Annotated in this window: 20 protein-coding genes and 1 pseudogene; 16 read left to right on the top strand and 5 right to left on the bottom strand. The window is 30.4% G+C overall.

The annotated features are described in order from the left end of the window. Position 1 precedes the first annotated feature (1 nt). From gatA to dinB, 6 genes and pseudogenes are all read left to right on the top strand, one after another. Positions 2-1,459: an Asp-tRNA(Asn)/Glu-tRNA(Gln) amidotransferase subunit GatA gene (gene gatA / locus HMPREF3131_RS02145; protein ID WP_048761656.1), complete on the top strand. Its 1,458-nt coding sequence runs from the start codon at positions 2-4 to the stop codon at positions 1,457-1,459. Between the two features lie 12 nt (positions 1,460-1,471). Further along, positions 1,472-2,899, top strand: coding sequence for an Asp-tRNA(Asn)/Glu-tRNA(Gln) amidotransferase subunit GatB (gene gatB, locus HMPREF3131_RS02140; protein WP_017175240.1), 1,428 nt, complete (start codon positions 1,472-1,474; stop codon positions 2,897-2,899). Positions 2,900-3,212: 313 nt separating this feature from the next. After that, positions 3,213-4,133, top strand: a complete 921-nt coding sequence (locus HMPREF3131_RS02135; protein WP_048761651.1) for a diacylglycerol kinase — start codon at positions 3,213-3,215, stop codon at positions 4,131-4,133. Between the two features lie 131 nt (positions 4,134-4,264). Continuing rightward, positions 4,265-5,625: pseudogene (gene rlmD, locus HMPREF3131_RS02130) on the top strand (23S rRNA (uracil(1939)-C(5))-methyltransferase RlmD). Between the two features lie 136 nt (positions 5,626-5,761). Further along, positions 5,762-6,310, top strand: coding sequence for a DUF3267 domain-containing protein (locus tag HMPREF3131_RS02125; protein WP_017175237.1), 549 nt, complete (start codon positions 5,762-5,764; stop codon positions 6,308-6,310). 108 nt (positions 6,311-6,418) lie between these two features. After that, positions 6,419-7,489 (top strand): DNA polymerase IV, encoded by a 1,071-nt coding sequence (gene dinB / locus HMPREF3131_RS02120; RefSeq protein WP_049382581.1) that lies wholly within the window; start codon positions 6,419-6,421, stop codon positions 7,487-7,489. Positions 7,490-7,516: 27 nt separating this feature from the next. Here the strand turns inward: dinB and HMPREF3131_RS02115 are convergent, their stop codons facing one another. Beyond that, entirely contained in the window at positions 7,517-8,074 is a 558-nt protein-coding gene (locus HMPREF3131_RS02115; RefSeq protein ID WP_017175235.1) for a 3'-5' exonuclease, read from the bottom strand. Between the two features lie 239 nt (positions 8,075-8,313). On the opposite strand from HMPREF3131_RS02115, the gene HMPREF3131_RS02110 reads away from it, so the two are divergent. Further along, positions 8,314-9,624, top strand: coding sequence for a lipid II isoglutaminyl synthase subunit MurT (locus tag HMPREF3131_RS02110; RefSeq protein ID WP_049415628.1), 1,311 nt, complete (start codon positions 8,314-8,316; stop codon positions 9,622-9,624). A gap of 2 nt (positions 9,625-9,626) precedes the next feature. Next, positions 9,627-10,343, top strand: coding sequence for a lipid II isoglutaminyl synthase subunit GatD (locus HMPREF3131_RS02105; RefSeq protein ID WP_002450023.1), 717 nt, complete (start codon positions 9,627-9,629; stop codon positions 10,341-10,343). Positions 10,344-10,391: 48 nt separating this feature from the next. Here HMPREF3131_RS02105 and HMPREF3131_RS02100 read toward each other — a convergent pair whose 3' ends face one another. Continuing rightward, entirely contained in the window at positions 10,392-11,381 is a 990-nt protein-coding gene (locus HMPREF3131_RS02100) for an FUSC family protein (protein WP_048761636.1), read from the bottom strand. A 173-nt stretch (positions 11,382-11,554) separates the two neighbouring features. Between HMPREF3131_RS02100 and map the strand changes: the two genes are divergently transcribed. From map to vraR, 5 genes are all read left to right on the top strand, one after another. Beyond that, positions 11,555-12,307: a type I methionyl aminopeptidase gene (map, locus tag HMPREF3131_RS02095; protein ID WP_017175231.1), complete on the top strand. Its 753-nt coding sequence runs from the start codon at positions 11,555-11,557 to the stop codon at positions 12,305-12,307. A gap of 676 nt (positions 12,308-12,983) precedes the next feature. Next, positions 12,984-13,370, top strand: coding sequence for a hypothetical protein (locus HMPREF3131_RS02090; protein ID WP_017175230.1), 387 nt, complete (start codon positions 12,984-12,986; stop codon positions 13,368-13,370). Positions 13,371-13,391: 21 nt separating this feature from the next. Continuing rightward, positions 13,392-14,093, top strand: a complete 702-nt coding sequence (gene liaF / locus HMPREF3131_RS02085; RefSeq protein ID WP_017175229.1) for a cell wall-active antibiotics response protein VraT — start codon at positions 13,392-13,394, stop codon at positions 14,091-14,093. Beyond that, on the top strand, positions 14,090-15,124 hold the full coding sequence (locus HMPREF3131_RS02080; protein WP_017175228.1) for a sensor histidine kinase VraS: 1,035 nt from the start codon (positions 14,090-14,092) through the stop codon (positions 15,122-15,124). The genes liaF and HMPREF3131_RS02080 overlap by 4 nt, the downstream gene beginning before the upstream one ends. A gap of 1 nt (position 15,125) precedes the next feature. Continuing rightward, entirely contained in the window at positions 15,126-15,755 is a 630-nt protein-coding gene (vraR, locus tag HMPREF3131_RS02075; protein ID WP_002450048.1) for a response regulator transcription factor VraR, read from the top strand. 78 nt (positions 15,756-15,833) lie between these two features. On the opposite strand, the gene HMPREF3131_RS02070 is transcribed toward vraR, so the two are convergent. From HMPREF3131_RS02070 to HMPREF3131_RS02060, 3 genes are all read right to left on the bottom strand, one after another. After that, positions 15,834-17,036, bottom strand: coding sequence for a YihY/virulence factor BrkB family protein (locus tag HMPREF3131_RS02070; protein ID WP_070436412.1), 1,203 nt, complete (start codon positions 17,034-17,036; stop codon positions 15,834-15,836). A gap of 91 nt (positions 17,037-17,127) precedes the next feature. After that, on the bottom strand, positions 17,128-17,409 hold the full coding sequence (locus HMPREF3131_RS02065; RefSeq protein ID WP_002450075.1) for a hypothetical protein: 282 nt from the start codon (positions 17,407-17,409) through the stop codon (positions 17,128-17,130). A gap of 5 nt (positions 17,410-17,414) precedes the next feature. Then, the gene (locus HMPREF3131_RS02060; protein WP_017175226.1) at positions 17,415-17,879 is read right to left on the bottom strand and encodes a low molecular weight protein-tyrosine-phosphatase; all 465 of its coding nucleotides are present in this window, start codon (positions 17,877-17,879) and stop codon (positions 17,415-17,417) included. A 141-nt stretch (positions 17,880-18,020) separates the two neighbouring features. On the opposite strand from HMPREF3131_RS02060, the gene HMPREF3131_RS02055 reads away from it, so the two are divergent. From HMPREF3131_RS02055 to HMPREF3131_RS02045, 3 genes are read left to right on the top strand one after another with little or no spacing between them, the layout of a single operon-like run. Beyond that, entirely contained in the window at positions 18,021-18,227 is a 207-nt protein-coding gene (locus tag HMPREF3131_RS02055) for a DUF1128 domain-containing protein (RefSeq protein WP_002450082.1), read from the top strand. Positions 18,228-18,238: 11 nt separating this feature from the next. Then, complete coding sequence (locus HMPREF3131_RS02050; protein WP_017175225.1) at positions 18,239-19,486, top strand: aminopeptidase; 1,248 nt, start codon at positions 18,239-18,241, stop codon at positions 19,484-19,486. Positions 19,487-19,518: 32 nt separating this feature from the next. After that, entirely contained in the window at positions 19,519-20,052 is a 534-nt protein-coding gene (locus HMPREF3131_RS02045; protein WP_017175224.1) for an acyl-CoA thioesterase, read from the top strand. Positions 20,053-20,307 lie beyond the last annotated feature (255 nt).

Raw genomic sequence — 20,307 nt, 5'->3', positions numbered from 1 at the left:
GATGAGTATTCGTTATGAATCTGTTGAAACACTTTCAGAAATGATTAAGAGTAAAAAAATTAAACCTTCTGAAGTAGTTAAAGATATTTATGATGCTATTGAAGAAACAGATCCAACAATTAAATCATTTTTAGCTTTGGATAAAGAAAATGCAATTAAAAAAGCTAAAGAATTAGATGAGTTACAAGCTAAAGATCAATTTGAAGGTAAATTATTTGGAATCCCAATGGGAATTAAAGATAATATTATCACTAAAGATGTCGAAACAACTTGTGCAAGTAAAATGTTAGAAGGTTTTGTACCGATTTATGAATCAACAGTGATGAATAAATTACATCAAGAAAATGCAGTGTTAATCGGCAAATTAAATATGGATGAATTTGCAATGGGTGGTTCTACAGAAACATCTTATTTCAAAAAAACTGTCAATCCATTCGATCATCAAGCAGTTCCAGGAGGATCTTCTGGAGGTTCAGCTGCAGCAGTAGCAGCAGGACTAGTACCATTTAGTTTAGGGTCTGATACTGGTGGATCAATCAGACAACCAGCTGCATATTGTGGTGTAGTAGGTATGAAACCTACATATGGCCGTGTATCACGTTTTGGTTTAGTTGCTTTTGCATCTTCATTAGATCAAATTGGGCCAATCACTCGTAATGTTAAAGATAATGCGATGGTATTAGAAGCAATTGCAGGTGCAGACAAAAATGACTCTACAAGTGCACCGGTTGAAGACGTTGATTTTACTTCTGAAATTGGTAAAGATATCAAAGGTCTTAAAATTGCACTTCCTAAAGAATACTTAGGAGAAGGTGTTAGTGAGGAAGTAAAAACCTCTGTAAAACAAGCAGTAGAAACATTAAAGTCACTTGGTGCAGAAGTTGATGAAGTATCATTACCAAACACTAAATATGGTATTCCTTCTTATTATGTAATTGCATCATCTGAAGCATCTGCAAACTTAGCACGTTTCGATGGTATTCGTTATGGCTATCATTCAAAAGAAGCGCAAACATTAGAAGAATTATACAAAATGTCTCGTTCTGAAGGCTTTGGAGACGAAGTTAAACGTCGTATCTTCTTAGGTACATTCGCATTAAGTTCTGGTTATTATGATGCATTTTATAATAAATCTCAAAAAGTTAGAACATTAATTAAAAATGACTTCGATAAAGTATTCGAAAATTATGATGTTGTTGTAGGACCTACAGCTCCAACAACAGCGTTTAATTTAGGCGAAGAAATTGATGATCCTTTAACAATGTATGCAAATGACTTATTAACTACGCCTGTTAACTTAGCTGGTTTACCTGGCATTTCTGTGCCATGTGGCCAATCAAACGGACGTCCAATAGGTTTACAATTTATTGGTAAACCATTTGATGAGAAAACATTATATCGTGTGGCATATCAATATGAAACACAATTTAACTTACACGACGCATACGAAAAATTATAAGGAGTGGAAATAATGCATTTTGAAACAGTTATCGGACTTGAAGTTCACGTTGAATTAAAAACAGACTCAAAAATGTTCTCTCCATCACCAGCGCATTTTGGGGCTGAACCTAACTCAAACACTAATGTTATTGATTTAGCTTATCCGGGTGTCTTACCTGTTGTAAATAGAAGAGCAGTAGATTGGGCGATGCGTGCGTCAATGGCTCTAAACATGGACATTGCTACAAATTCTAAATTTGATCGCAAAAACTATTTTTATCCAGATAATCCGAAAGCATATCAAATTTCTCAATTTGATCAACCAATCGGTGAAAATGGATATATTGATATTGAAGTTGATGGTGAAACGAAACGTATTGGTATTACTCGTCTTCATATGGAAGAAGATGCTGGTAAATCAACTCATAAAGATGGTTACTCTTTAGTAGACTTAAACCGTCAAGGTACACCATTAATAGAGATTGTATCTGAACCAGATATTCGTTCTCCTAAAGAAGCATATGCTTATTTAGAAAAATTACGTTCAATTATCCAATATACTGGTGTATCTGATTGTAAAATGGAAGAAGGTTCACTACGTTGTGACGCTAATATCTCATTACGTCCTTACGGTCAAAAAGAATTCGGTACTAAAACTGAATTGAAAAATCTAAACTCATTTAACTATGTTAGAAAAGGTTTAGAATACGAAGAAAAACGTCAAGAAGAAGAATTATTAAACGGTGGTACGATTGGTCAAGAAACACGTCGTTTTGATGAATCTACTGGTAAAACTATTTTAATGCGAGTTAAAGAAGGTTCTGATGATTATCGTTACTTCCCAGAACCAGATATTGTACCTTTATATGTCGATGATGAGTGGAAAGAACGTGTGCGACAAACCATTCCAGAATTGCCTGACGAACGTAAAGCTAAATATGTTAATGAACTAGGCTTACCTGAATATGATGCACATGTATTAACCCTTACTAAAGAAATGTCTGATTTCTTTGAAGGTGCGATTGAACATGGCGCAGATGTTAAACTAACATCTAACTGGTTGATGGGTGGCGTTAATGAATATCTTAATAAAAATCAAGTAGATTTAGAAGATACAAAATTAACTCCTGAAAATCTTGCTGGAATGATTAAGCTTATTGAAGATGGAACAATGAGTAGTAAAATTGCCAAAAAAGTATTCCCAGAATTAGCTGAAAATGGTGGAGATGCTAAACAAATTATGGAAGATAAAGGTTTAGTTCAAATCTCAGATGAAGCTACACTATTAAAATTTGTTAATGAAGCTTTAGATAATAATCCACAATCTGTTGAAGATTATAAAAATGGTAAAGGCAAAGCTATGGGCTTCTTAGTGGGTCAAATTATGAAAGCTTCAAAAGGTCAAGCTAATCCTCAAAAAGTCAATCAATTATTAAAACAAGAATTGGATAAAAGATAATAGCTCATCTCATATGAGGTATTAAATATAAGTTTAAGATAAACTGTTCACAAAGTGTTTGAGATTGTGAACAGTTTTTTATTCATATTTCTAAAGAAAAGGATATTGGATTTCAATAGGATAGATAAGCAAAGTATTTAGTTTGTTCCTAGTGTCAAAAGAATGAGATATTCTTTACTTCGGTTAGTTTATTACAACAATTGTACAACAAAATGATACCTACAAAAATTTAAAAGAATGGGTATAAATACTTTTAACTCATTCATAAATCATTTAATATAGTGTTATGTAATAAAAAGTAGAGGGATAACTTATGAGAAAACGAGCAAGAATCATTTATAATCCAACTTCTGGAAAGGAGCTATTTAAACGCACTTTACCAGATGTTTTAATAAAATTAGAACGTGCAGGTTATGAAACAAGTGCTTATGCAACTGAACGAGAAGGAGATGCTACACTTGAAGCGGAACGTGCACTTGAACAAAACTATGATATTATTATAGCCGCTGGCGGTGATGGCACTTTAAATGAAGTTGTAAATGGAATTGCTGAACAACCCAATAGACCTAAATTAGGTATTATACCTATGGGTACAGTGAATGATTTTGGACGAGCTTTACATTTACCAAATGATATTATGGGTGCAGTAGATGTTATTATTAAAGGTCATACGACAAAAGTAGATATTGGAAAAATGAATAACCGATATTTTATAAATTTAGCTGCTGGAGGTAAGCTCACGCAAGTATCCTATGAAACACCTAGTCGCTTAAAATCTATTGTTGGACCTTTTGCATATTATATAAAAGGTTTCGAAATGTTGCCGCAAATGAAGGCAGTCGATTTGAGAATTGAATATGATAATGAGGTATTCCAAGGAGAAGCACTATTATTCTTACTAGGGCTTACCAATTCAATGGCAGGCTTTGAAAAACTTGTACCTGATGCTAAGTTAGATGATGGGTATTATACTTTAATTATCGTTGAGAAAGCAAACTTAGCTGAATTAGGCCATATCATGACATTAGCTTCTAGAGGTGAACATACCAAACATCCTAAAGTAATATATAAAAAAGCAAAATCAATTAATATTTCATCATTTACAGATATGCAATTAAATGTAGATGGAGAATATGGTGGTAAATTACCTGCAAACTTTTTAAATTTAAAACAGCATATTGAAGTTTGTACGCCTAAAGATATTTATAATGATGAGCTATCTGAAAATCATTAAAGTATTTAAGAATTAAACGAATTAGGGAAAATGAAATAAGAAGTTAAAAAGAGGTTATCTATAATTTCTGGTTTGAAAAGGTAAGAAGTTATACGTACCTCTTTTTCATATGGAGTGAAAAAATAATAGTGATGATTAATAAAAATGATGTAATAAAAGGAAAAGTGATAGATTTAACGCATGAAGGACATGGTGTGATTAAATTAGATCGTTATCCTATTTTTGTTCCTAATGTGTTAATTGATGAAGAAGTAGAGTTTAAGGTAATTAAAGTAAAGAAAAACTTTGCTATTGGTAAACTATTAAAAGTACTAAAACAAAGTGAGCAAAGAGTAACACCTCCTTGTATATATTATGAGAAATGTGGAGGATGCCAGTTACAACATATGTCTTATGAATCTCAGCTAAAAATGAAAAAACAACAAGTTGTTAATTTATTTCATAAAAAGGCGAAATTAGAGGAAACAGTGATTCACGATACTATTGGTATGAATCATCCTGGCGGTATAGAAATAAATCCCAGCTTCCTGTAGGTAAAGATAAAAATAATAAAACGATAATGGGATATTATCGTCAAAGAAGTCATGACATCATTGATATGGATAGTTGCTTAATTCAAGATGAAAAACAACAAGAACTAATGAATGATATAAAACAGTGGTTAAATGAATTGAATGTAAGCATTTATAATGAAAAAAATAAAAAAGGGTTATTACGTCATGTAGTCATTCGAACAAGTCATTATACAAATGAAGTTATGATTATATTTGTAACAAATGGTTCTAAATTTAAAGAAGCTGAAACGCTAGTACATAGACTAACAGAGGTATATCCTGACATAACAAGTATTAAACAAAATATTAATAATTCACATTCAAATGTCATAATGGGTAAGCAATCGATGACTTTATATGGAAAAGATAAAATTACAGATAAGTTAAGTGAAACTATTTTTGAAATTAGTGATCAATCGTTTTATCAAATTAATTCTGTTCAAACAGAAAAATTATATCAGAAAGCTATTGACTATGCTCAATTAAGTGGAAATGAAATTGTTTTAGATACATATTGTGGTATAGGAACGATTGGGCTTTACATGGCACCAGTGACTAAACATGTATATGGTGTCGAAATTGTGCCATCAGCTATTGAAGATGCCAAGCAAAATGCTTTAATTAATCATTTTGATAATACAACGTTCGAATGTGGTAAAGCAGAAGAAGTGATAATTGAATGGAAACAAAAAGGAATAGAACCTGATGTTATCATGGTCGATCCTCCACGAAAAGGATGCGATCAAGTCTTTATAGAAACATTATTAGAGTTAGCCCCTAAGCGCATTATCTATATTTCATGTAATCCTTCAACACAACAAAGAGATGCTCAACTTTTAGCTAATCTATATCATTTAAAAGAAATAACACCAGTCGATATGTTTCCACATACAACACATATTGAAACTGTGGCCTTATTCGAAAGAAAAACAGTGTAATTAAATTAAAGTAAATGAGGAGAAGTTTATTAAAATAAGATTACAAAGGGTTTAAGTTATTTATAATCGCTTTCATTCTAACACTTCTACATGTATACTATGAAAGAGTTTTAGTGAAATGAGTGGAGGTTGACAGATGCACAAAATTGATTTATCACACAATCGAATCAAAATATCAAAATTACTTACCATTCAAGTTGTTATGATGTTATTTGCAATTTTATTTACATATAAGTGGGCAGTTAATTATGTTGATATTATTGAACAACGTTTTTTGACAAATGTCATTTATGGAATACTTGGTTTTATTGGAGTATTAATTATTCACGAATTAATACATAAATGTTTATTTTTTATCTTTTCTAAAGGACAGAAACCACAATTTAAATATAAAAATGGAATTTTGCTCATTTATTTGTCATCTAAATACTTTAATAAATGGCAATTTTGTGCAGTCATGCTTGCACCATTAGTAATCATTACAATAGGGTTAATGATTTCATTTTACCACTTTGCTTACTCTTCTATTATATTTATATCAAGCATACACATCGGATATTGTTTGATTGATATATATCTAGCAGGTATAACAATTATTAACAAATTTAAATATATTCGTTCTACTGATGAAGGTATCTTTATGTATCATCATTTGCCTATATCTATAAATAATGACTATGAATAAACATCTGCATAAGTCTTAATATTATTATAAATGCATTTATAAAGTGTTTTCTTTTAGGGTGCAGTATAATAGTATTGAGGCTTATTTTATTTAAAAAGGAGTGAGACAATGACAGAAAGGAGAATCGTTCATATTGATATGGATTGTTTCTACGCTCAGGTAGAAATGAGAGATAATCCTAAATTACAAGGAAAACCTGTCATTGTAGGTGGAAAAGCAAGTCATCGAGGAGTCGTTTCAACCGCTTCATATGAAGCACGTAAATATGGTGTTCATTCAGCAATGCCTATGTCGCAAGCACATAAACTATGTCCAAATGGGTACTATGTTAGAGCAAGATTTGATGTATATCGTGAAGTTTCAAGTAAGATAATGGAAATTTTTAAACAGTATACTGAAATTGTAGAACCTTTAGCACTAGATGAAGCGTATTTAGATATTACTCATTTAGTTAAACCTCATCGATCAGCATCAAAAATTGCTTCAAACATACGTAAAGATATCTTCAATAAAACAGGTTTAACGTCTTCTGCTGGTGTTTCTTATAATAAATATTTAGCTAAATTAGCTAGTGGAATGAATAAGCCTAATGGAATGATGGTTATTCATTATCAGAATGTGCATGACATACTAATGAACTTAGATATAGGTGATTTTCCAGGCGTTGGAAAAGCTTCTAAAAAAATCATGCATGAACATGATATTTATACTGGTAAAGATTTATATAGCAAATCGGAATTTGAATTGATTCGCTGGTTTGGAAAAAAAGGACGAGGACTTTATCAAAAAGCAAGAGGCATTGATGATAGTGAAGTAAAAGTAAGTAGGATTCGTAAGTCAGTAGGAACCGAACGTACTTTTTCAACAGATATTAATGATGATAAAGAGATTCTACAAAAAATATGGGAACTTTCTCGTAAAACATCTGAACGATTAACTCAATTGCAAAAGTCTGGCACAACAGTTACTGTCAAAATTAAAACGCATCGCTTTGAAACTTATTCTAAACAAAGAAGTTTGAGAGAAGCGGTAAGTAAAGACATTGATATTTATAATATAGCTTATGATTTATATCATGAATTAAAAGACCCTGATGTACCTATCAGATTAATTGGTGTTACAGTAGGTCATCTAGAGCAATCAACATATCAAAATATGACCATTTATGATTTCATTTAAAGATAGAAATAGATAAGATGTTTTAAATTATCTATTTCTATCTTTTAAATTTTTACCATGAAATTGAAGCACACTTTGTAAGCTATCATAGTGTTTTAATAATCTATAAGTAATCATTGCGCAAGCTTTTGCGTCATTCAGGGCATCATGATGGCCATGAAAATTTAAGTTGTAATGGTTCATTAGATGTTTTAATCCATATCGATAAGCTTTGATCGTACGTCTAGCAAGTTGATATGAGCAGAAATAGGTAAGTGAGGGAACAGCTATGTTTAAATGTTTTAAGCTTTGATGTAATACACCCATATCAAAAGCAGCATTATGTGCCACTACGGGTAATTGATTTATAAATTGCAACATATATGGAAAGACTTCTTTAAAATCTGGCGCACCTTTAACATCCTCAGGATGAATACCATGAACATGAATATTTGTTTCCGAAAAATAGTCATGAGGATTAACAAGCGTGTAAAACGTTTCGACTATTTCGTTATCTACTACTTTTACCATGCCAACAGAACAAATACTTGTTCTTTTTTTATTTGCAGTTTCAAAATCCAAAGCTATAAATGAATTTTTAAGCATTCTATATTCCTTTCTAAATATTTAAAATGAATTATTCACAGTTTAACAGAAAGTACGATTTAAATATAAATAATTGCTTTTTTCATAATCTATAGATAACAGAGTAAAAAATAGATACGGAATTTAAAGGGAAAAAGTTATAATTAGAAGTGTATTTTGTTACTTTTAATTGAGAATATTTTTTGTTACTTTAGATACATGATATAATTACTCGAGTGAATTATGCGAGGAGGAAAGACATGAGACAATGGACAGCAACACACTTGGCTAAACTAGCACGCAAGATAAGTATCGCAGCAGGAAAAAAAGGAACTGATTTACCAGGTCAAATTGCTCGCAAAGTAGATCAAAATATTTTACGAAAGTTAGCTTCACAAGTTGATGATATTGTTTTTATCAGTGGAACAAATGGTAAAACAACAACTTCTAATTTGATTGGGCACACTTTAAAAGCAAATAATATTGAAATTATACATAATAATGAAGGTGCTAACATGGCTGCTGGAATTACTTCGGCATTCATCATGAAAAATGTAAAAGATATTAAAGTAGCGGTCATTGAAATTGATGAGGGTTCAATTCCAAAAGTATTAAAAGAAGTTACACCTTCAATGATGGTATTTACTAATTTCTTTCGTGACCAAATGGATCGATTTGGTGAAATTGATATTATGGTTAATAATATTGCAAAATCAATTAGTAATAAAGGGATTAAATTAATTTTAAATGCCGATGATCCATTTGTAAGTCGTTTGAAAATAGCGAGTGATACAATTGTATATTACGGAATGAAAGCCCATGCACATGAATTTGAACAAAGTACTATGAATGAAAGTAAATATTGTCCGAATTGTGGTAGATTATTAACTTATGATTATACCCATTATAATCAATTAGGACATTATCATTGTGAATGTGGATTTAAGCGTGAAACACCTAAATATGAAGTTTCACAATTTGAGGTGCAACCATTTATTGATATGGATGTGAACGATGCGCACTTTGAAATGAAAATTGCTGGTGATTTTAATGCTTTTAATGCACTTGCTGCATATTCAGTATTAAAAGAGTTAGGCTTAAATAATGATGCAATTCGTAAAGGATTTAAAACATACACTTCAAATAATGGTCGAATGCAATACTTTAAGCGTGGTCAAAAAGAAGCAATGATTAATTTAGCTAAAAATCCTGCTGGCATGAATGTGAGTCTATCAGTCGGAGATCAACTTAAAGAAAAAAAAGTATATGTTATCAGTCTGAATGATAATGCTGCTGATGGCAGAGATACATCTTGGATTTACGATGCGGATTTTGAAAAGTTACGTAATCAAAATATAGAAAAAATTATTGTAACGGGTACAAGAGCAGAAGAATTACAACTTAGACTGAAATTAGCTGAAGTAGATGTTCCAATTATTTTAGAGAAAGATATTTATAAAGCTACAGCTTTAACTATGAATTATGCAGGCTTTACAGTAGCGATTCCAAATTATACGTCACTTTCACCTATGTTAGAACAACTTAATCGCTCATTTGCAGGAGGACGTTAGATATGTACGAATTAACAGTTTTTCATTTTATGTCGGACAAATTAAATTTATATAGTGATATAGGAAATATTATTGCTTTAAAACAGAGAGCAAAAAAACGCAATATTAATTTAAAAGTTATCGAAATTAATGAAACTGAGGGAGTTACATTAGAAAATTGCGATATTTTCTTTATTGGTGGGGGTAGTGATAGAGAACAAAGTATCGCTACTAAAGAGTTAAGTAAAATTAAAACAATATTAAAAGATGCAATAGAAGATGGAATGCCAGGTTTAACCATTTGTGGTGGATATCAATTTTTAGGTACTAAATATATTACTCCTGATGGTACAGAGTTAGAAGGACTTGGAATTTTAGACTTTTATACAAAATCAAAAACAGATCGTTTAACAGGGGATATCGTAATTAAAAGTGATACATTTGGAACAATAGTAGGTTTTGAAAATCACGGTGGTCGTACATATCATAACTTTGATACATTAGGTCATGTGGTAACTGGGTATGGAAATAATGATGATGATAAAAAAGAAGGTATTCATTATAAAAACTTATTAGGAACTTACCTGCATGGCCCTATATTACCGAAAAATCATGAACTTACTGATTATTTATTAGAGAAGGCATGTGAACGTAAAGGGATTCCATTTACACCTAAACAGTTAGATAATACTGAAGAAGAAGCTGCGAAATATGTTATTATTGAACGTTCAGAAAAATAAAAAAACGTTGGATGACTTGAATTATTTCAATTCATCCAACGTTTTTTTTTATGCTTTAACAAATCGATTATCTAGTAAATTATAGATAAGTAAAATTTCATAAATAACATGACTCTTAATTTGATTCTTATCGAATTCTTCTAATATTTTGACTGAAGATTTTAAAGTAGATACAGACTTAGATTCTCTTTTAAAAACTCCATCTAAAGGAATATTGTTGATACTATTACTAATTTTTATAATTGCCATTTTTTCCTCAGTAGTAAAACAAATATTTACGTTTTTTGGTAAATAAATAATATTTGATAAATGTGTAGCAAGAAGTCTATCAATATATGCTCTATTTGACATATCTTTTAATTGTTTCCATTTATCTTCGTTATTTTTATGATAGCGTAATTCATCTCGTTGATAATTCATTAAAGTATCTGTTTTTTTATTCATATCAGATAAGGTTGCTAATGATGTATTACTATTATCTGAATCAAATTTTCCTAATAATAATTCATGACATCTAGAAGCGAATAGTTCATACAAATTATTTTCTGAATGAATTAAGTTCTCTTCGATTTGATGATAATATTTAGGCGGTAATACGAAAAAATTTACTAATCCAGCAGTTACTAGACCAATTAAAGCTGTTAAGAGTCTTGAGAAAAAATTAAAAAGATAGGCTTCATGAATACCAGGTATCATAGCAACTGAAGTTAATACTGCAACAGTTGTACCAACTTGGAGATTTAATTTTGTACACGCTAAAATAGTAAAAATAGCACTAAAGGTGTAAGTAAATGGAGATTGATCGCCGAAGATATAAGTAAAAATAACTGCAAACAATGCACCTATGACGGTAGCAGGAAGTCGACGATAACCTTTTCGTAAAGAAGCTTTAGCAGTTGGTTCAATCGAAACAATTGCTGTTAAAATAGCAAATATAGGAGTTAAGTTTAATAGTAAACAAAATAAAGTTGTTAGAAAAGTAGCTAGACCCGTTTTTATTGTTCTAGCGCCTATAATATGTTTATACCATTGATTCATATTGTTAAATCCTCTCAAAGAACGAACGTGATGATTATAATGTTAGAATAAGTTTAATATCAAGTTTGATGTAGTGAGACATCAAGTCAGTAGATATTACATTTCTTATTTAGTATATCAAAAAATTTTTGGTATAATAAGGTGGAATATTTTTTAAAAAGGAACGGGATAATATGATTGTAAAAACAGATGAAGAATTACAAGCGTTAAAAGAAATAGGATATATATGTGCAAAAGTGCGAGATACAATGCAAGAAGCAACTAAACCTGGTATTACTACAAAAGAATTAGACAATATCGCTAAAGAATTATTTGAAGAACATGGTGCAATCTCAGCACCTATTCATGATGAAAAATTCCCAGGTCAAACTTGTATTAGTGTTAATGAAGAAGTCGCTCATGGAATACCTGGTAAACGTGTTATTCGTGAAGGGGACTTAGTTAATATAGATGTTTCAGCATTAAAAAATGGATATTATGCAGATACTGGCATTTCTTTTGTAGTAGGAGAAGCGGATAACCCTTTAAAACAAAAAGTATGTGATGTAGCACTTGAAGCATTTGATGCAGCAATGGCTAAAGTAAAACCAGGTACAAAACTAAGTAATATTGGTAAAGCGGTACATGCTACAGCACGTAAAAATGATTTAACTGTTATTAAAAATTTAACAGGTCATGGTGTAGGACAATCTTTACATGAAGCGCCAAGTCATGTTATGAATTATTATGATCCTAAAGATAAGACGCTTTTAAAAGAAGGCGTAGTCATTGCAGTAGAACCTTTTATTTCATCTAAAGCAACATTTGTTACTGAAGGCAAAAATGACTGGGCATTTGAAACTAAAGATAAAAGCTTTGTGGCCCAAATTGAGCATACTGTCATTGTTACGAAAGATGGTCCGATGTTAACAACAAAAATTGATTAAGAAAAATGAAGTTGAAAAGAAGTCATTTTGATGTCGTCGTCCCATACTGATAATGATTCCACAACATAGAGATGTTCCATAAAGAACGTCTCTATGTTGGGATTCAGCGTCTCTGATGATGTTGAAAAAACTTGTGATAAAATGTATTTTCAAGAATTATTAGTATATTAAAAAGAGTCCGGAACATAAAGTTTCTGGATAAATGAAAAAAGACAATTTCTATGCCTAAGACAACAATGATGTCTTAGGCTTTTTTATGACCAACGTTGTTCTACTTTGCCAAATTTCCAAATAAGAGTGGACATAAAACATGTAATCAAAAATAAAGCTACCAAAAAATAGCTTAATTAGTCAAAGCGAATCGACTGAACAATATTACAAAATACACATTTTACTGAAACACCTAAAAGAATAGACTTTAAAAACACAACACCAAATAATAAATAGTTAGTATCAGCGATAAATGAAAAACTAAATTTGAACATGTGAAGTAAAAAATGTTTAAGATATATGGATACCACCTTAAATCACTCTTTTCAATAGTATTCAACTCATATCCTTATTTTTAAATTAAAATTAATCGTACTTAAGTATGAGAAGAAAATGGTTCCTAGGACTATATTAAGTAAGATTCCACTCATTTATAATAAAGTTTAGTAAACAACGAGGTGGTTCTATGAATTATTTAGATTTATATTTACAACACTTTTTAAAAATAATTATAAAAAATAATATTAATGATTATCGTTCATTATTAGATGATAAGCTTCAGAGTATGGAACGATATATAAAATATTTAAAAAATAAAAAAGAAAAAATCAATACTTTAATTGACAGTTTATCTGCTACACTAGAGAATAAGTATATTGATATGATAAATATGTACAATATAAAGAATGCTCAGGAAGTTCATAATAATGAAATAGATTTATTAAAACAACGATTAGATAAATTTGAAGCATATTATGCCAAAATTGAAGCTAGTATTCATCGTTGTACGAAAGAACGTATTGCTGCAGAAGAACAATATGCAATAATTGAACAAATGAGTTATGTAGCTTAATTAAAATCAGGAGGCGACACATTGACACGTAAATATATATCTACTGAATTATTAATTATTTTTACAGCGCTAATGATTATCGCTAACTTTTATTACATCTTTTTTGAAAAAATTGGATATTTATTTATTTTATTATTAGGATGTATATTAATTTATGTAGGGTACCTTTACTTTCATAAAGTAAGAGGGTTATTGGCGTTTTGGATAGGAGCACTACTCATAGCGTTTACCTTGTTATCCAACAAATATACGATTATTATTTTATTTATATTTTTAGTAATAATCATTATTAGATACTTAGTTTTTAAATTTAAACCTTTGAAGATTGTGGCCTCGGAAGAAGAAGTGACCTCTCCTCAATTTATTAAACAACGTTGGCTAGGTGAACAACGTACTCCAGTATATGTATATAAATGGGAAGATGTGCAAATTCAACATGGGGTTGGAGATATTCATATTGATATGACAAAAGCAGCAAACATCAAAGAAAATAATACGATTGTAGTTAGACATATTTTAGGTAAAGTACAACTGATTGTTCCAGTTAATTATAATATTAATCTTCACATGGCATCATTTTATGGTACCGCTTATATAAATGGAGAAGCATATAAAGTAGAAAATAATCATGTCCAAGTAGAAGAAAAACCGAAAGAAGAAAATTATAGTGTAAATATATATGTATCAACATTTATTGGTGATGTTGAGGTGATTTATCGATGAATCACTATTTAAGAGCAATAGGATCCATGCTTATTTTAGTGTATAGCATGCTAACTGCGTTTTTATTTATAGATAAAGTTTTTGTAAATATTATATATTTTCAAGGAATGTTCTATACTCAAATATTTGGTATACCTGTGTTTCTATTTCTTAATTTAGTGATTATTTTACTTTGTATTATCGTTGGCTCTGTATTAGCTTATAAAATAAATCAGCAAAATGATTGGATAAAGAATCAAATTGAACACGCCATTGAAGGTGAAACGGTAGGTATTAATGATAAAAACATAGAACTATATAATGAAACAATTGATATTTATCAAATGTTAGTGCCTTTAAATCAAGAATTACAGCGATTAAGAATCAAAACTCAAAATTTAACAAATGAAAACTACAATATGAATGACATTAAAGTAAAAAAAATTATAGAAGATGAGCGTCAGCGTTTAGCAAGGGAATTACACGATTCAGTAAGTCAACAACTTTTCGCAGCAAGTATGATGTTATCAGCGATAAAAGAAACAGAACTAGAACCACCCCTTAACCAACAAATTCCAGTACTTGAGAAAATGATACAAGAATCTCAATTAGAGATGCGAGCGCTGTTACTACATTTGCGACCTTTAGGACTCAAGGATAAATCATTAGGGGAAGGTATTAAAGATTTAGTCATTGATTTACAAAAGAAAGTACCTATGAAAGTCATTTATGATATACAAGATTTTAAAGTGCCTAAAGGAATTGAAGATCATCTATTTCGAATTACACAAGAGGCAATTTCAAATACATTAAGACATTCTGATGGAACTAAAGTGACAGTCGAATTATTTAATCATCAAGATTATTTATTATTAAGAATTCAAGATAATGGTAAAGGCTTTAACGTAGATGAAAAAGTAGAACAAAGTTATGGATTGAAAAATATGAGAGAACGTGCATTAGAAATAGGTGCAACGTTTCATATCGTATCTCTACCAGATTCAGGAACTAGAATAGAGGTAAAAGCACCTTTAACGAAAGAGGAGGGTTAATATGACGATTAAAGTATTATTTGTAGACGATCATGAAATGGTTAGAATTGGTATTTCAAGTTATTTATCTACTCAATCTGATATTGAAGTAGTAGGAGAAGGATCATCAGGAAAAGAGGCAATTGAAAAAGCACATACGTTAAATCCTGATTTAATTTTAATGGATTTGTTAATGAATGATATGGACGGTGTAGAAGCGACGACACAAATAAAAAAAGATTTGCCTCATATCAAAGTAGTCATGTTAACAAGTTTTATAGAAGATAAAGAAGTATATAGAGCACTTGATGCAGGGGTTGATAGTTATATATTAAAAACGACAAGTGCCAGTGATATTGCAGAAGCAGTTAGAAAAACATATCGTGGAGAATCTGTATTCGAGCCAGAAGTTTTAGTAAAAATGAGAAATAGAATGAAGAAGAAAGCAGAATTATATGAAATGCTCACTGAACGTGAAATGGAAATATTGTTATTAATTGCTAAAGGCTATTCTAATCAAGAAATTGCCAGTGCTTCACATATTACAATTAAAACAGTAAAAACACATGTGAGTAATATTTTAAGTAAACTAGAGGTACAAGATAGAACACAAGCGGTTATTTATGCATTCCAACATAATTTAATTCAATAATAAAAAGCTCCTTATAAAGAAGTCAAAAAATGACTATCTCATAAGGAGGTTTTTCGTTAAAAGTTTTCTTTTCTATAGCTATTTATCTTTATCAAATTTATCTTTAATTTTATCAACAAAAGAGTCTTGTTCACTATGTTTATCATTGGGTGTAGGATCCACATCATAATTTTTTTCATATTTAGATGATGCTGTAGAATCGTATTCATATTTTGTATTCTCATTGTAATGATTTTCATTATTATCATCATGTTTTAAGGCAGCTTCTTCAGGTGTAGAACCTTTAATGACATGTCTTTGATGAATAATTGCATTAATTTCAGCACCAATAATGATAATGAAACATGTAATGTAAATCCATAGTAATAAAATGATGATTCCAGCAAGACTACCATATGTTTTAGAATAGTTGCCAAAGTTAGATAAATACCAACCAAATGCAAATGATCCTAATAACCATACAATAGAAGTAAAGATTGCACCAGGATATACAGATTTAAACTTAGTTTTAACGTTAGGTGCTACTGAATATAATGTTAAGAATAAAATAATAATAACAATAAGTGGTAACAATATACGCACTAAATCAAATATCCAAGCGACTTGTTGATCTAAACCTAACGGACCAAATAGATGATCTTTAATAAAATTACCAAATGTAGGTAATGTTAGAGCTATAGCTAATACAATAGCCATAACAATTGTAAACAAAATACTTAATAATTTAAGAACAATAGGATTACGAGCATCTTCAACATCATAAGCAACATTAAATGAATTCATAATTGCTGTCATACCATTTGATGCTGACCAAATAGCTAAAATCAAACCAACTGATAATAAGCTACCACTAGAGTTACTTGTAATATCTTTAAAAATTTTAGTAACAACGTCAGCAGTCTCAGCAGGAGCATTTTGACTAACTAAGTCTTTAATTTGCTGAGGATCAATTTGGAATAATGGTAATAAAGTTAATAAAAAGATTAACATTGGGAATAAAGCTAATACAAAGTGATACGTCATTTGAGCCGCTAAACCTGAAGCATCATCTTTACCAATACGATAAATAAGATAAGATAAAAAATTAGAATTTTTAGTGTATTTTGCAGGTTTATTCAACCTAGAAACGAAAAAAACTTGTTTATCTTTTTTAGACTTCTTTGATTGAAATTCCTGAGGTTCTACGTATGTACGATCAACCTTTATTTTCTCTTTATTTTCTGTCTCTTTTTCCTTAATAGAGTTAAGGTACTTAGAGTTTGATTGATTTTTTTTTGACATAGACGTCTCCTTAAAAATTAATTCTAAAATAAAGGCAAAACTACCTAAGTAAAAAGGAATTTTGCCTTTATTTTCTGTCAATTATATTTGATTAGCTAAGACGATTGTTTTTACGATTTACAAATGTATCTTTAGCATCTTTAATTGATTTTTCTAATTCTGGATTATTACGACGAATTTCTTCGATCGTATCTTTCCAATACAATACTTCATTTTTAATTGAAGTAATTTTAGAAGGTTTACGAGAACGATTACCTTCTTTAATGTCTTTGAATGATTGTACTAATGCATTACGTGTTGATTTATCTGCTAAAGTAGCAGCTCCACCAACGATAGCACCAATAATAATACCTGGAACAAATTTGTTTTCCATTTTAGTTACCCCTCTTTCAAATTAGTATCTTTAACGATGAAATCTATTAAATTGTCACAAGATGATTGTACCATGTCATATACACCTTCAAAATTATTTGTGTAATAAGGATCAGGCACATCAGTCTCTTCCATGTTACTAAATTCTAGCAATTTGAACAATTGACCTTTAAGATTGGGATTAATTGATTTAATATTATCCACATTACTTTGGTCCATAGCGATAATATAATCAAAATCATCATCAGGTTCAAATAATTCACTAACAATACCATCAAAAGGTATATGGTGTTGTTTCAGAATTTTTTGAGTACCTTGATGAGGAGGTTCACCTAAATTCCAACGTCCAGTACCCCTAGAATGTACAATAACATCAGAAATACCGCGTTCTTTTAATCGTTGACGCATGATTGCTTCAGCCATTGTAGAACGACAAATATTTCCAAGACATACAAAAGCTACATCTACCATCTTGTACTCCTCCAAACTTTAATATATAAACTATTTTATAGTTATTTTTAACATTTATAAAGCCATAATTTTACTAATTTCTATAAAAGTTTAATAAATTTTTATACTTTGATAAAATATGATAATAAAGAGGTGAAACAAATGGCACAGAATAATGAACAAATGATTAAAAATATTCGAAAAAAATTAAATATTGTAAATCAATCTTTAATTAATCCAGAAAAATTTAAAGATACAGATACAAAGGATATTAAAGACATTCATGATTTTGTTATGTCTAAAGATTCATTTTCACCAAGTGAAATTACAGCAATTGCTGATGAATTAGGTAATTTACGTCACGAGTAAGGAGAATTTAAATGGCCAATCAAGATTATCAAGACAAATTAAAACAATATGCAGAATTATTAGTAAAGGTAGGTATGAACGTTCAACAAAATCAACCTGTGTTTATAAGAACTTCTGTAGAAACTATAGAATTAACGCGCTTAATTGTCGAAGTAGCCTATAAAGAAGGCGCTTCAGATGTAAGAGTGGTATATACAGATCCTATTTTAGAACGCTTAAAATATGAAAATGAAGCTGTTGATTATTTTGAAAATCATGCTGTTAAAGCTTATGATGTTGAAGAGCGTATGGATTATGCTCGTAGAGGAGCAGCGAATTTAGCACTTATTTCCGGTGATCCAGATTTATTAAATGGCATTGATGCAGAAAAATTAAAAGCGTCTCAGTTTAATTATGGACAAGCATTCAAAGGGTATATGGAAGGTAGCCAAAAAAATGCATTTCCATGGGTAGTAGCTGCATTTCCATCTAAAGCATGGGCAAAACGTGTATATCCTAATTTGCCTGAAGAAGAAGCATACAGTCAATTTATCGATGAAGTATTCGAAATTGTACGTGTGGATGGAAATGACCCAATAACAAATTGGGAGCAACATGTGAAATCTCTAAGTGTACATGCAAATAAACTTCAAGAAAAAAATTATAAGGCATTACATTATATGTCTGAAGGCACTGATTTAACAGTAGGACTACCAAAAGGACATATTTGGGAAGATGCAACAAGCTATGTAAATGGAAATCAACAACCATTTATTGCTAACATCCCAACGGAAGAAGTATTTACTGCACCAGATAGAAATCATGTAGATGGCTATGTAACTAATAAATTACCATTAAGTTATAATGGTAATATTATTGATGGATTCACTTTAACATTTAAAAATGGTGAAATTATCGATGTTAAAGCAGAAAAAGGTGAAGAAGTTTTAAAAGATTTAATTAGCACAGATGAAGGCTCTAAGCGATTAGGAGAAGTTGCTCTAGTTCCAGATGATTCGCCAATTTCAAATCGTAATACTATCTTTTATAATACTCTATTTGATGAAAATGCATCTTGTCATCTTGCTATTGGTTCAGCCTACGGGTTTAATATTAAAGGTGGCACAGAAATGTCTACTGAAGAAAAAATAGCAAGTGGGTTAAATGATTCTAATGTTCATGTGGATTTTATGATTGGAAGTTCAGATCTAACGATATATGGTATTTTACAAGACGGCTCTAAAGAATTAGTTTTCGAAAATGGGAATTGGGCACAATAACTCATTTAAATTAGGAATAGGAGAAATAAAGTATGTCAAATTCTCAAGTTAATAAAAAATCTATGTCTGAATCAAAAAGTATTAAAACACGACAAGTATTTCCTCAAGATACCAATCATCACCATACAATGTTTGGTGGATCATTGATGGCTAATATTGATGAAATAGCTGCAATTACAGCTATGAAACATGCGAATGCACAAGTGGTTACTGCTTCTACTGACTCGGTGGATTTTTTAAGACCTATAAAAACAGGGGATATTACGTCTTATGAAGCAATGGTAAGTTACGCAGGATCAAGTTCAATGGAAATTTGTGTGCAAATTATTATTGAAGATGTGCTAAATAAGGAAAGACATTTAGCAGCATTGAGCTTTTTAACATTTGTTGCCCTAGATGAAAATGGAAAACCAACACGTATTCCTAAAGTGTACCCTGAAACTAAAATAGAAAAGTGGTTCTATGAAGGAGCACCAAAACGTGTTCAACGAAGAAAAGAACGACGTGAAGAAAGTAAAAAAACCATTGAATTTTTATCTGAAGCACAGCACATAGAAGATATTTAAGATTTATAATAAAAGTCAATACATATGATATAAATTATATGTATTGACTTTAAATTATACGAAAGGGTTTTAGGGCCTTGTTTTTTAAAAATAATTCAATGTAAAATTACATATAAATACAAAGTGTTTTGGTGAGACTCTTGAGGCAATAGGATATGCTAAAGACTACAGGCTGAAGCTGTGCCCTAAGAAAGCGAGTCAACAATACGCAGTATTGTAAATAAAATGAGGCTGGGACATAATTTCTAACAAATT

The sequence above is a fragment of the Staphylococcus sp. HMSC14C01 genome, assembly GCF_001808085.1.
In the GTDB taxonomy this organism is placed as follows: domain Bacteria; phylum Bacillota; class Bacilli; order Staphylococcales; family Staphylococcaceae; genus Staphylococcus; species Staphylococcus hominis.
Note: the sequence above shows the minus strand (reverse complement) of the source record. Positions and strands in the feature narration are given on the sequence as shown.

Coding starts and splice junctions, on each gene's coding strand:
- dinB (WP_049382581.1), top strand. CDS start 6,419: ATGACAGAAAGGAGAATCGTTCATATTGATATGGATTGTTTCTACGCT.
- gatA (WP_048761656.1), top strand. CDS start 2: ATGAGTATTCGTTATGAATCTGTTGAAACACTTTCAGAAATGATTAAG.
- HMPREF3131_RS02110 (WP_049415628.1), top strand. CDS start 8,314: ATGAGACAATGGACAGCAACACACTTGGCTAAACTAGCACGCAAGATA.
- HMPREF3131_RS02065 (WP_002450075.1), bottom strand. CDS start 17,409: ATGGAAAACAAATTTGTTCCAGGTATTATTATTGGTGCTATCGTTGGT.
- HMPREF3131_RS02045 (WP_017175224.1), top strand. CDS start 19,519: ATGTCAAATTCTCAAGTTAATAAAAAATCTATGTCTGAATCAAAAAGT.
- HMPREF3131_RS02100 (WP_048761636.1), bottom strand. CDS start 11,381: ATGAATCAATGGTATAAACATATTATAGGCGCTAGAACAATAAAAACG.
- HMPREF3131_RS02080 (WP_017175228.1), top strand. CDS start 14,090: ATGAATCACTATTTAAGAGCAATAGGATCCATGCTTATTTTAGTGTAT.
- HMPREF3131_RS02090 (WP_017175230.1), top strand. CDS start 12,984: ATGAATTATTTAGATTTATATTTACAACACTTTTTAAAAATAATTATA.
- HMPREF3131_RS02125 (WP_017175237.1), top strand. CDS start 5,762: ATGCACAAAATTGATTTATCACACAATCGAATCAAAATATCAAAATTA.
- HMPREF3131_RS02055 (WP_002450082.1), top strand. CDS start 18,021: ATGGCACAGAATAATGAACAAATGATTAAAAATATTCGAAAAAAATTA.
- gatB (WP_017175240.1), top strand. CDS start 1,472: ATGCATTTTGAAACAGTTATCGGACTTGAAGTTCACGTTGAATTAAAA.
- HMPREF3131_RS02115 (WP_017175235.1), bottom strand. CDS start 8,074: ATGCTTAAAAATTCATTTATAGCTTTGGATTTTGAAACTGCAAATAAA.
- HMPREF3131_RS02135 (WP_048761651.1), top strand. CDS start 3,213: ATGAGAAAACGAGCAAGAATCATTTATAATCCAACTTCTGGAAAGGAG.
- HMPREF3131_RS02070 (WP_070436412.1), bottom strand. CDS start 17,036: ATGTCAAAAAAAAATCAATCAAACTCTAAGTACCTTAACTCTATTAAG.
- map (WP_017175231.1), top strand. CDS start 11,555: ATGATTGTAAAAACAGATGAAGAATTACAAGCGTTAAAAGAAATAGGA.
- HMPREF3131_RS02060 (WP_017175226.1), bottom strand. CDS start 17,879: ATGGTAGATGTAGCTTTTGTATGTCTTGGAAATATTTGTCGTTCTACA.
- HMPREF3131_RS02105 (WP_002450023.1), top strand. CDS start 9,627: ATGTACGAATTAACAGTTTTTCATTTTATGTCGGACAAATTAAATTTA.
- HMPREF3131_RS02050 (WP_017175225.1), top strand. CDS start 18,239: ATGGCCAATCAAGATTATCAAGACAAATTAAAACAATATGCAGAATTA.
- vraR (WP_002450048.1), top strand. CDS start 15,126: ATGACGATTAAAGTATTATTTGTAGACGATCATGAAATGGTTAGAATT.